This window comes from Bacillus sp. SB49 (genome assembly GCF_000469135.2).
GTDB lineage: Bacteria > Bacillota > Bacilli > Bacillales > Halobacillaceae > Halobacillus.
In genome coordinates, this window is sequence record NZ_CP048117.1 from 3,205,620 (window position 1) to 3,218,549 (window position 12,930).

A 12,930-nucleotide genomic window follows, 5' to 3' on the forward strand; every position below is an offset into this window, starting at 1 on the left:
CGTTCTTACCACCAGTTGAAGCCGTCTTCTTTAAGCAGGTCGTCGGCAGCTGCCGGTCCTTGTGATCCTGCTTTGTAGCCGTGGAGCGGAAGCTGGTCCGCTTCGAAGGCTTCCAAGATCGGCTGGATCCATTTCCATGACAGCTCTACTTCGCTCCAGTGGGCAAAGTAGGTGGAAAGGCCGCCCATGGCGTCGTTCAACAGGTTCTCGTATGCTTCGGGCTGGTCGTCCAAGTTCTTCGAGAACGTGACGTAAGCCGGTTCGAAGTGTTCGTTCGAGTCGTCCTTCATGTTGACGCGCAGGCTGATGCTTTCGTTCGGGTTGATTTCAATGACGAGCAGGTTGGAGACAACGCCTTGTTGTACCTCTGCTTCGTCTGCTTCGTTCTTGAATTCAATGACGATCTGGGTCGATTTCTTGGACAGGCGTTTTCCTGTACGGATGTAGAACGGGATGTCCTTCCAGTATTCGTTATCGAGATACAAGCGCGCTGCAAAGTAAGTATCGTTGTTGGAATCTTCGGCGACGCCGTCTTCTTCCATGTAACCAGGCAGAGCTTCGCCGTCGAGTTCGCCTGCTTCATACTGCCCGCGGACGACGTGCTGTTCGATGTTGTCCGTTACAGGACGGATCGACTGCATGATCGCTGTCTTTCTCTCTTCGATCTCTTTCGCTGACAACTTCTCTGGGTGGTGCAGCGCCGTCATCATTACCAATTGTAACAGATGGTTCTGGACCATATCACGGATTGCTCCGGATTTGTCATAATAACCGGCACGTGTACCGACACCGACTGTCTCACTCGCCGTAATCTGGACGTTGGAGATCAGTTCGTGGTTCCAGATCGATTTCAGGATCGGGTTCGGACGGATCAGGGATTCCAGGTTCTGCACCATCGGTTTTCCTAAGTAGTGGTCGATACGGAAGATTTCGTCCTCGTTAAACACTTGTGTCAGGCGCTCGTTCAAGTGCTGGGCGCTGGCAAGGTCGCTGCCAAATGGTTTCTCGACGATCAGACGCTTCCATCCTTCTGTATTCGTGATGCCGTTCTCGTTCATCGATTCGGTGATCGGCTCGACGAGTGTCGGCGCGACGGATAGATAGAACAGACGGTTGTCCGGAATACCGATCTCCGCTTCACGCTCTTCGATGAAGGCTTTCAGGTCCTGATAAGACTGAGCTTCCATCGCATCGAAAATGAAGTAACGGAACTGGTCGAGGAAAGTCTCGAGCTTGTCCGGGTCCGCTTTGCGGCGGGAGAAGGTTTCCAGGGACTCCTTGATGATGTCGTGGAACACTTCTTTCGTATATGGCTTACGTCCAAGACCTACGACAGAGAGCTTCTCTGGAGTTTTGCCTTCGATATATAAGTTGTATAAGGCCGGATAGATTTTACGTTTGGCCAAATCTCCGCTTGCTCCGAATAAAACAAAGGTCATGTCATCCATCATTTCGACGGAATCGATTCCATTTACATCCAATTGTTCACGTTCCTTTTGATCCATTTCTTTTCTACCTCCTGTACTTTACCAATGCACTGTACTCAAGTATATAGCATCTTTACCAATTTTTTAAGTCATCCACACTATACCCTATTATATAATTCGACATTTTTTTATGAAAGCAAGACGATTTAAACGAAAGCAGGCTGAGCATGGAAATTGCGTCAGCCTGCTGGTTTAACCTTATGTTTCGACCATTTGATAGAAGTATGCATCACTTGTTGTAAAGGGCGATGATTTTGTCCAAAAGGATATCGGTGTCGTTTTGTGCCGCTATTTCTTCGCCTTTGTCGATCATCCGCTTCCGGCCGAGTTCGTCTTCGACCATCTGCTTAAGACCAGCTTCGAGCGACTCGGCGCTCTTCGGTTCGACGAGGATGCCGGCTCCGTCCTTCAGGAGGTACGTGAGCCCGCCGACGTTCGATGCGACGACCGGCGTATGGCACGACATCGCTTCGAGGGCGACGAGTCCGAAGCCTTCGATATAGGAAGGAAGGGCGAACACATCGGCCGCAGCCGTCCACTTGGCAAGGTCGGCCTGGCTCTTCGTCCCGTGGAAATGGACGTGCGCCTTCTGATCCGGATGGACGCTCCGCTTCAGGAAGTCGAGGAAGTTCTCATCCTTCACGCTTCCGATATAGTGAAGCTCCATATCGCTGCGCTGTTTGTTGAGCGACTGGAACGCTTCGAGAAGCTCCTGGAGTCCTTTTGCCTTGATGTGGTTGCCGACGAACAGGATGTGCTTGCGGTCGCGAGAAAGTCCGAGTTCGTCCTTCATCTCCCCGGCATCGACCGGGCGGAAGACGCTGCGGTCGACGCCCATGTTGATGACGGATACTTTGTCGGGGCGGATGTGGAACTCCCCGACGACTTCGTCCTTCAGCGCTTCGCCGACGACGATGACTTCATCCGCCTTCTCCATGATCTTCTTCGTCATCTTACGGATCCACGGGTTCTTCTTCGCCATCTGGTCGAGATCTCCCCCGTGGGAGGTGACGACGAGCTTCGTTTTGAACAGCTTCTTGAAGAGAAGCGCCGGCAGTCCGCTCGGGAAGATGTAATGGGCATGGATGACGTCATAGGAGCGCCCGTTTGTCAGAAGCTTGATCAGGATCTTCAGCATCCAGATCAAGTATTTCTTAAGCAGGTGGAACTTGCCGCCGCGGTTGTCGCGGTTGACGGCGATATCGATCGACATCCCCTTCTCCTTCAATGCTTCCACCTGGTTTCTTACAAAGATTCCGTACGTCGGATTCTTCCGACTGGGATACATGTTGCTGATGACTAGCACACGTTTATTCATAAGCTTTCTCTCTCCTTAGTGGAGGTCAGGCTCATGGTCTGGCCTCATGTTCAACAAAAATCCGAGCAGGGCGAAGTAGAAGATCGTGAACGAATCCCCTTCCCATATGTTGTAAACCATACCGGCCGCAAACGCAGCAAGCAGTACAGCGAACAGGAATGGTGCGAGGATCGTTTCTTTTCTCCGCTTCCAAATTTCATACAGCATGTTCAACAGGAAGACGGCAAACAGGATGACGCCGACAGCTCCCGTTCCGGTGATGATCTGGATGTACTGGTTGTCGGAATAGAATTCGCGTTCGATGCCGTAATCGTCATAGATTGGAGACCCGTAGCTGAGTGTAGCTCCATCACCGTAGGTCGCGAATCCGGTTCCGATGACCGGGTGATCGAGGAAGATCTCGAATCCTTGCTTCACGATCCAGATACGGCCGGACTGCCCGCTTTGTTCACGGGTTTCCTTATCGAACGTCGAACCGATCCGGTCGCGGAAGCTTCCTTCACTTTCATCATAGACGGACTGCTTCGACTTCTTCTCCTGACCGAAGTTGGTATCTTCGATGAAGGACGTTGCGTAGCTGACCGGGACAGCGATAAGCACGATTCCGGCAGCAAGCGTAAGGGCGAGTGTCTTCAGGAACTTCCACGATTTCGTTACGAGCACGTAGGCAAGCAGGGCGACGCCGACAGCGATCCACGTCCCGCGGGAATACGTAAGCGCCCAGACGCCGAACGTCAGCGCAAGGATGACGTAGAAGAGCCACTGGTACTTCCCTTTGAACCAGTTACGGTAATACAGGATGATCGCAAACGAGAACGACAGATAGTAAGCCAGGATGTTCGGGTTTCCGATCATGCCGTAAATACGGATCCGGTTCTTCGAAGACAGCGGCATATCCTGCCAGCTTTGCGGAAGCAGCCACCCTCGGAGGGAGAGCTTCTCGATCAATCCATGGATACAGATGATGACCGTCACGAATATCGTCGTCGCGACGAACTTGTAGACATCCTCCTTCGTGATCTCGAGGCGCTTCGCAATGTAGAAGACGAGATAGAACAGGACGAATCCGCGGATCTGGAAAATGATTGCGGTCGGCGTCACGCCTGTGATCAAGGCGGAAACGGCTCCGACGATGATGAATCCGATGAAGGCGAGCTCGAACCAGTAGAAATGGAACAGCTTCTTCAAGTCTTTTCTATACATCCAAAGGATGCGGAATAAGAGCGCGAAGACGATGATGTCTCCGATCCCCTTCAATGCCGTGTTGTACTCCAGCAAAAACGGGCGGATCGGGAAATACATGAACAGCACGATGAGTGCGTTTTTCGGTTTCACAAGCGCGTAGCCTGCGAAGAAGAGCATCATCACAAGGTCTACGACGGTATTATCAAGGGCCGCTCCGACAAAGAAGAAAGCCAGGATGAGCGGGATGAATGTGAGTTTTTTCCATTCTATGGGCATGGGATAGGCACCTCTTTTCTGTTATTTAGGGCATCGTTTTGCGGTAGAGATCTTTCTTCATGGCGTAGTTCTTAAAGATCGCCCACAGCAGTGTGTCTGTCCGGTTGACTTGTTTGAAGTATTTCGGGAAATGGTAGTTCATATTCGTCAGGGTGTCACAGTGGTTGATAAAGTACCCCCGCTCCCATTCGATGAAGGCTTCCGCCGTCTCAACTCCGGGAGTAACGAGATTCCCCTTCAGGTGATTGAGCTCAAGGAAGCCGTCGAAGGCGATGGCCTGGGAGCCGAACACTTTCGTCGCTTCGACTTTATGGCCGTGCTGATCCGTCGTGTCGATCACACAGTTGATCGCACTCGGCGGGAAAGCACAGTTGATTTCATACATGCGGACCTTCGGATAGAAGTTCGGCAGCTCCTTCAGCGTATCAGCAAGGAGTTGCGCTGTATGGGTATGGTCCGGATGAGCATCTATGTACGGCGTCGTATAGATGACCTCCGGCTGGATCCGTTCGATTTTCTCTTTGATGTAGGAAATGCTTGTCGGATCGCTCGAAACGCTTCCATCCGGAAGGTTCAAATAATCGACGCTCGTCAGACCGAGGATGGTCGTGACTTCATCGATTTCCGCACGGCGGGCCTCCATCAGCTCTTCCTTCGACAGGTCGCTGACGCTGCTTCCGCCGTCCGTGATGAACAGGACGTGGACGTTCGCACCGGCATCGGCGTGCTTGCGGAGCGTCGCGCCGGGTCCGATCGTCTCATCATCCATATGTGGAGCAAGGACGAGGACGTTCTTCACGCCCTCATCGATGACCGGCTCCAAATCTTCATTATAATGCCGTTTCAACAACGTCTTCGTCACCGGCGAGTTGACCGGGCGGACGACTTTCATAGCTAATTCTTTTCTACTCATCACGATTCCCCTTCTTCTTTCGTTTGGTTAGATTATTCCATAAAAATAGGAAGGCATTCGTTCTCATCGCAAAGACGGCGATGACGAATACGATGGCGCCTGTAATGGCTGCCGTGATGATCTGGATGATGTTCGGAATCGTGTCCATCACTTGAAGCAGGCCGTAAACGGCGGCTGCCATGATCGCCGTTGCGATCGTAATTTTCACATAGTCGATGATGATCGCCTTGAAGTCGAGGCTGCCCACGAGCTTCACGAAGACGATCAGACAGGCACCTGTGTAGAACAGGGCCATGACGGATGCAGCAAGCGGGATACCGAGATATCCGAGCCACTCCGCAAACAGGAAGTTGAACAACACGTTCAGGCCGATGGAGCCGATGCTGATCATCAGGATCATGTGGCCTTTCTTCAGCGTGTAGAAGCCTTTGTTGATGACGTTGTTCAGGCTGAAGAACAGGACGGACCCGAAGTAGTAATACGCAACCTGGGATGTTGCCGTCGTCGCGTCTTCTCCGAACGCTCCGCGCTGGAAGAAGAGCTCGATCAAGTTCGGCATCAGAAGCATCATGCCGATGACCGCCGGCATAAGCACGAGGTACATCGTCGTGAGCCCTTTTTCAATGCCGCGCTTGAACAGGTCGTTATCCTCGTTCGTGATCGCTTTCGAGAGCATCGGGAAGATGATCGTCGCGATCGTCACGCCGAAGATCGCCTGTGGCATGTGGACGAGGTTCTTCGCGTAGTTGATGTAGGTGACCGCCCCTTCGCCCTGGAAACCGGCGAAGATCGAGCCGACCATCAGGTTGACCTGGCCGACCGCAACGGTGAGTCCGACGGGCAGGAACACCCAGTAGAACTTCTTCACTTCGATCCAGTCCAGCTTCTCGCGGATGCGCATCGACTTGTTCGGAATGGTGATGAACAGCTTGAAGACAAGCGACAGCACCGTTCCGACGACATACCCGAGCGCAAGCGAGTACGGCCCGATTTTGTTTGCGAAAAGGAACGCAGACAGGATCGAGCTCAGGATGACGATGATCTGCGAGACGATCGACAGCGAGAACTTGCTTTCGGCATCAAAGAATGCCTCCAGCACCGCGTTCATGCCGACGATGGCGATACATGAGAAGAAGATGACCGTCACCCATGTCGCGATCTCCGTCGCCTCCGGACTGAAATCCGGATAGAAGATGCGGATCATGAACGGCGCCACCGCCATTCCGATCAAGGACAGCACAAAAGCGAGGACGAGCGTCCCCTTGAAGACCTGTCCTAAATGACTCCTGCCGCGATTCTCTTCCACGGCGTCGATGTAGCTTGGTACGAGCGCGTTCTTCATCCCGTTCTGCATGAAGAGAATCAACATGTTGGGGATGATGAAGGCAGCAAGGTACGCATCCGCCACGTAGCTGTCCCCGAAATAATAGGCGACGACCATGTCGCGGATCAGCCCGGAAACCTTCAGCAGCAAGGTCGCACCGATGAACAGAATACTGGCTAGTCCTAATTTAGATTTCACTATATTTACCTCTTTCACTTTTGGGTATTTCATACAAAATACGACAATTACAACTATAAATCATATCTTGTGATTTTACCATAACTTCCAGGCAATCGTAATTTGCTAGTAAAATTATTCCCATTAATTTGTAAAGTTGGTTAGATCGACATAGGATCATCTCATCCCTGTGTGGTTCAACCCGCCGGGGGTTTCCGGGCAGAACTGTGCTTTCCGCGGGCGGGCGGCGAGCCTTCTCAGCGCTATGCTCTTCCGGGGTCTCTCCTGTCTCGCTTTTCCGCAGGATTCTCCGTCCTTGCCTCCAACTCCCAGCTCGATGAGAGGAAAGAGTATAGTGCTTAACCTATTCGTGCAGAAAACACAACACAGCAATGCTCAGTACCATCCCGTCTATTTCCCGGGGGCAACAGCAACTTGCTGCCGCCGGGGATTTCCGGGCAGGGCTGCGCTTTCCGCGGGCGGTCGGCGAGCCTCCTCAGAGCTACGCTCTTCCGGGGTCTCTCCTGTCTCGCTTTTCCCGCAGGAGTCTCCGCCCTGCCCTCCAATCCCCAGCTGGATGAGAGGAAATAACAGACGCCTGCACCTACTTCCTCTTCTTCATCGTGTAGTAGGCTATCTGTGAAGTTAATGGAAACGAAAAAGCGCGTAGAGTCTCTTTGGACTCTACGCGCTTTTTATATCGACCAAACAGTGTTTAGGATTCGATCAACGATAGCTTTCAAGCTTGGAACGTGTGGAACCGGAGATGGCTGCATCTCCACCTAGATAGTAGAGCTTAGGTGCGATGTTCAAGCCCTTCAAGTAACCCGATACCGTGCTCGGAACAGCATCCGTTCGTGTCAGGATGATCGGAGCTTCCATCTTCGCAGCGAGCGGCGATGCAGACAAAGCATCGACCACGATATGGCCGCGGGCGAAGAAAACATTCTCCATGTTCTTACCGAAGTACTTCTTCGCAATCTTCACACTCGTACTGAAACGATCCGAACCGGAGACACGCTCGACCGTGCCGACCTGGCTCTTCAGCTGGGATTCGACCCGTGACGAAACCGCGTTCGTTCCGCCGATGATCGTCACCTTCTTGACGCCGTTCTCCTTGATGAACCGGCTCGTCTCTTCATCCAGATCGTTCGTTCCTGTCAACAAGATCGGCGTGTGCGCCTGTCCTGCATAGGAAGCGATCGACAAGGCATCCGGAGATTCTGCATCCGCAGTCGTGACGAAAATCTCATCGACATTGATCTGGCTCGTCAATTCATCCGCAATTTCGTAAGCTGTGCCGTAACGCGTGTCGCCGGAAAGGCGGACGACGTTGCCGAACTGGCTCTTCAATTGGTTTTCGACCTTAGCGGAGATCGCTCCACCTTCGCCGCCCAATAGATAGATCTTATCCGGGTTCATGCGTCGCAGCTCTTTTTCGACATGCTCGGGAAGAATATCCGGCTGTGTCAAAAGCAGCGGCGAATCATAATAGGAAGCAAGGACACTTCCTGTCAGGGAATCAATCGGCAGATCGCCGCGTCCTAAGACGGCGACTTTCGGCTTGTCCCAATGCCATCCAAAGTTGGAAAGGGAAGCACTTGTGTCATAGCGGTGCTTACCAGCAAGCTCGACGGAGCGTGGTTCTTTATTTTCAGACAGGTAGCTGGAAGCGACATAGCCGGTCATTCCGCTTGACGTGCGGACCGGGTACCACATCCAGTGCTGCGTGTTGCTGTTCGATCCGATCGCCGGACCTGTGACCGTCAGCGCATCACCGCGCTTCAGGCTCGCTCTGACGACGCCGTTCGGTGTGGAGCGCATGTTAAGCGATCCTGCCGTCACATAGACCTTCTGCCCCTTCGTGAAGGCAGCCTTCGATGTATGGACCGGGTTGTCGATCGTTACATTCGTTTTCTCAAACTTCAGGATGCCGTCGATTCTCGGATTGAGTTCCTGTGTCGCAAGTGGCGTGACAGGGAACAATCCGTAGGAACGCATCCGGTCGTACACTTTGTCCTGATAAGAAACATAGGCACTGTCGATCGGGTGGTTACGGGAAGACAGGCCGTTGTAAGCGAGAATGGCGAAGTACCAGTTCTCGATGACGTCACGGTCCGCATTGTTGACCGTCGGGATCAGGCCGCTGTTTGCGTACTTCCACTTTTGATCGAGGATTTTCAGACCTTCACGGATGTTGTAGTTGATATCCGTCGAAAGCTTCGTCACTTCCTCTTGACGCTTGACCGGATCTTCGATGAAACGGTAGTCCGATACCTGCATGATACCGATTCCGATACAGTCGTAACCGAGCTTCACGTTCGTGCCGTCCCACTTCGTTCCTGTCGTGCTGTTGGAGGTACAGCTGTTCTGATAATGCGACACCGGCGTACGGCCCGGGTCCCAGTACTGCTGCCAGCCGCTCTCCTGGAAGGCGATCGCTTTCACGACTTCCGGCGGCATATCGAACTCTTCCGCAGCATCGGTCAGCATCCGGTTGATTTCCGCGTAGCTCGGGTTTTTGTATTTCTCATTCACCGACGTGCTCGCTGCTTTCACCGTGGCACTCTGAGCGGAAATCTTATCCTCCGCCGCTTCTTTCTTCACTTCACCACCATCCAACGTGAACGTATCTGTCACGATAGCGGAAGGCTCTGTGCTGATCGCATCTTCGTCGAAGGTAGGATAATCAACGGCGATTTTTCCACCGTCGACTTTGAAGTTCGCTCGCTCGTAGGCGTCAGAACCGTAGACTTTCTTCCACGTATCGGTGTTGTAGACGTCGAAGAACAGGCTCTGTCCGGAACCGTCGGCGCGGTAAACGACTGCCAGGCGGTTATCGGAGAGCTTATGTACTTCCGTCACTTTCGTCAGGTCGATTTTCTTCTCTTCTACGACTTTGCCGTTGTCACGGATCGTGACCGCAGCAGACGTTTCTCCGTTCGTGATGTCGACAGTCGTCCCTTCCTCCACAGTGAAGGACTCTTTCTGTTTCTCAACGACCCAGTCACTCGCTGATTCCGCGTTGGCAGACAGCGGTGCAACAAGGGAGCCGAACAAGACAGCAGTCAATAGTGGCAGACGTTTTTTCATGATCGTTACCTCTCTCTTATGCATAGTTTATTTTTTCAAAGCGGTAAGCTTGGAGTCGACTTCATAACCGTTATCTCCGTTGTCCTCAATTTGTTCGTCAATCAACCCGACACCAGGCGCGTAGGACTGGAGGGTGATGACGTTCCCGCCCTGGGAAACCGAACGTACGATGATGACGTTATCGAACGTCTGGACATCGGATTGGACCGTCGCCTTCTGATCGACGATCTGGAACTGATCGGTATCGCCTTTCGTCGCGTCAACGAGGACATTGATCGTTTCGACAGGCTCGAATGTATCGAGCATATTAGACGTATCCTTCGGGTTGTACTCTTCGTACACGACAGCGATGCTGCCTTCTTTCCATTCCAATACCTGCAGCGTCACCATATCCCCGAAGGTGATGACCCGCTGGACGAAGTTCCCTTTCACCGCAACGATGTCATAAGTCGCTTCGTACTCCCCGTTATGAAGGAATGTCTTCGTCATCGGACCATCCGGCATGTATGCCTTCAGACCGACGTTCGTTTCTTCCTCCGACTCCGATGCTTTGTCACCGGCGGCGTTTACGCTGTCATCCTCTGCATCTGCTTCTTCCTCAGCGGCAGGTTCCTCTTCCGGCGTCCCATCTTCCTCCGGCTGTGCTTCCTCTTCTGCAGGTGCTTCTTCTTCGGCCGTTCCATCCTCTTCCGCAGGTTCGGCAGCGGCTTCCCCGCTCTCCGTATCTTCCTGAGCTTCTTCCTCAGGCACTTCGGTTTCGGATTCCGGCGCAGCGTCCGTTTCTTCTTCGGCCGCTTCCTCCGTCGGCTCTTCGGAAGGCTCCAGCTGATCGGCCTTGTCCACATCTTCGGAACAGGCCGACAGCAGAGCGATGAACAGTACGGAAGCAGGCATCCATCCTTTTCTCATAGCTCTACACTCCTTCTTACTTCAAATAACCGGCGATTTCATTACGCAGTTGATCGGTTACGACACCACCGATGACGTCCAGACGATCGACGACGTTCTCGCGGCCGTATGTTTGTAACAGCTCTTTCATATCTGGATCAAGATCTTTTCCGACGAGAATCAGCGGTGCAGATGTCTTCGCTGATAAGGAGGATGCTGTGAGCGCATCCGGATAGTTCGTTCCTGTCGCTGTCAGGACGGTATCCGCATGGAGCTCATCCTCGAAGTGACGGATCGCTTCGACGACGGTTCCATAACGCGTCGCACCAGACAAGCGGACGACACGGTCTGCCCCGTTGTTGTTGATGATCGCTTTCTCGACTTTTTCAGAAACGACGGCTGTTCCACCGAGGATCGCTACTTCTTTCCCTGCAAGATAAGCGAGGCTTTCGTCCCCGATTTCCTCTTTATCTGTCAAAATGATCGACCAGCCGTTCGCTGCTGCGATCGCTGATGCTTCCAGTGCATCCGGGAAGCTTGTGCTGGAAGCGACGAAGACACCTTCTGCATTCGTCAGATGTTTGTTGATCGCAATGTTCGATTCGATCCTTGTCTTACCGGAAATACGCTCGACGGCGTAGTTCTTCTTCAACTGATCCTCCACTTTTTTGGACAGGGCATTCTCTCCACCGAGAAGCAGAACCTTGTCCGCCTTCAGACGGGCGAGTTCCTGACTCACTTCGGTGCTTAACGATTCCGTCCGGTTCAAGAGGATCGGTGCATTGTCATACTTCGCAGCAAGCGGTCCTGCCGACAGGGCGTCCGCAAATTCGAACGCTGTCGCAAGAACGACGGTGCGGCTTCCGCTCTGGAATCCGTTCGGATACAGCTCTTTCGATACTTCGACAGCCGTCTTCATCCGGTCTTTTCCGGAGAGCTTCTTCGTATCGAACGCATAGCTGTAGCCGGATTCGATATTATCCCAGACGACATCTCCCGATTGGGTGTTCGTCACTTTCGTGTTCTTCCAATGTTTCGCATAGGCGACCGCTTCGTCCTCTCTATAGAAGGAAGCAAGACTGCCTTTCTCTGTATGGGTTACGTCATAGATTTCTTTCAAATAGTTCGTCCAGACGACCTTGTCGTTCTTCTCGTTGATGACGGACGTATTCTTCCATTTCTTCGCATAGGCGACGGCTTCGTCTTCCGTATAGGCTTCAAAGAGCGTGCCTTGGTTGGAGTGGACGACCTTATAGCTCTTATCCAGGTAGTTGGACCAGATCACACGGCCTTCCTTGTTATCGACGACGCGCATGTTCTTCCACTTCTTCGCATGGGCAATCGCTTCGTCCCGATCCAAGAACAACTCTGTCGCCGAGCTGTTGGAAGAATGATAGACGCCGTAGCGTTTATTGATATTGTTATAGATTCGCTCCTGGGCATACTTGTCGAAGACATAGACGTTGTCCTTCGACTCGGCATAATCGAGCGCTTCGCCCTTATCTTCGGTACGCTTCAACAGCTCATCGTCATGGGTGCGGACTTCATACACTTGGAAAAACTCATCCGCTGCCTTCACGACAGCCGCTGCCGCCTGATTTTGGAAGGATGCCGTTTGGATCAGCTTCTCTTCCTCCGGATTCGACATGTAGCCGAATTCGAGGAGAGCGGACGGCATCTGGGCATTCCTTGTCACATACAGGTTGCCGGGCACCTTGCCCCGTCCTTCTTTCAGCGGCGTTCCCGCCAAAATGTTCTTATGTACTGCATTCGTCAGCCGCTTACTCTCCGGTGCATACTCGATCTGCATCGGGTCCGGCGGGTATGTAGAACTGATCGTATCCATATCGAAATAATACGTTTCATACCCTCTCATATAAGGGTTGGATGGAAGCGCGTTCGAATGAATGGAAAGGAAAATGGCATTGTCATTGTTCCCTTTCACATAGTCGTTCCCGTTGTCCGACCGCATCTTCAGATCGGTGCGGAGGACGGACGAGAATTGCGTATCGCCTTCCCGTGTCATATGTACGTCATACCCCTCGGCCTCAAGTGCCGCCTTCATTTTCTTGGCTGTTTCCAAGTTGAAATGCTTCTCATAATAACCCGTCGATGCACCGGAATAGCCGGTGGTTCCGGAATAGATTCCTCCGTGTCCCGGGTCGAGGACGACGGTCCGTTCCGCCGCAGCTTCCGTAGGGAAGATGGCGAATAAACTGAATAGAACAAAGAAACTGAGCACGTGGATCTTCTTCATGATTACCTCCTA

Annotated in this window: 8 protein-coding genes; all 8 read right to left on the minus strand. The window is 52.6% G+C overall.

The window, feature by feature from the left end; translation table 11 throughout:
- Positions 1-5: 5 nt before the first annotated feature.
- The 8 genes from zwf to M662_RS16785 all read right to left on the minus strand — a co-directional run bounded on the left by zwf (position 6) and on the right by M662_RS16785 (position 12,918).
- On the minus strand, positions 6-1,505 hold the full coding sequence (gene zwf / locus M662_RS16750; RefSeq protein WP_236096524.1) for a glucose-6-phosphate dehydrogenase: 1,500 nt from the start codon (positions 1,503-1,505) through the stop codon (positions 6-8).
- A 211-nt stretch (positions 1,506-1,716) separates the two neighbouring features.
- Positions 1,717-2,805, minus strand: coding sequence for a glycosyltransferase (locus M662_RS16755; protein ID WP_026577925.1), 1,089 nt, complete (start codon positions 2,803-2,805; stop codon positions 1,717-1,719).
- A 15-nt stretch (positions 2,806-2,820) separates the two neighbouring features.
- Positions 2,821-4,266: an O-antigen ligase family protein gene (locus M662_RS16760; protein ID WP_026577924.1), complete on the minus strand. Its 1,446-nt coding sequence runs from the start codon at positions 4,264-4,266 to the stop codon at positions 2,821-2,823.
- Between the two features lie 25 nt (positions 4,267-4,291).
- Complete coding sequence (locus M662_RS16765) at positions 4,292-5,179, minus strand: PIG-L deacetylase family protein (protein ID WP_051348896.1); 888 nt, start codon at positions 5,177-5,179, stop codon at positions 4,292-4,294.
- Positions 5,172-6,701: a murein biosynthesis integral membrane protein MurJ gene (gene murJ, locus M662_RS16770; RefSeq protein WP_008634828.1), complete on the minus strand. Its 1,530-nt coding sequence runs from the start codon at positions 6,699-6,701 to the stop codon at positions 5,172-5,174. The genes M662_RS16765 and murJ overlap by 8 nt, the downstream gene beginning before the upstream one ends.
- A 705-nt stretch (positions 6,702-7,406) precedes the next feature.
- Positions 7,407-9,773, minus strand: a complete 2,367-nt coding sequence (locus M662_RS16775; RefSeq protein ID WP_026577923.1) for a cell wall-binding repeat-containing protein — start codon at positions 9,771-9,773, stop codon at positions 7,407-7,409.
- Between the two features lie 27 nt (positions 9,774-9,800).
- Entirely contained in the window at positions 9,801-10,682 is an 882-nt protein-coding gene (locus M662_RS16780) for a hypothetical protein (protein WP_051348895.1), read from the minus strand.
- Between the two features lie 16 nt (positions 10,683-10,698).
- Positions 10,699-12,918 carry a cell wall-binding repeat-containing protein gene (locus M662_RS16785; protein WP_026577922.1) on the minus strand — a complete coding sequence of 740 codons (2,220 nt, stop codon included), beginning with the start codon at positions 12,916-12,918 and terminating at the stop codon, positions 10,699-10,701.
- Between the last annotated feature and the right edge of the window lie 12 nt (positions 12,919-12,930).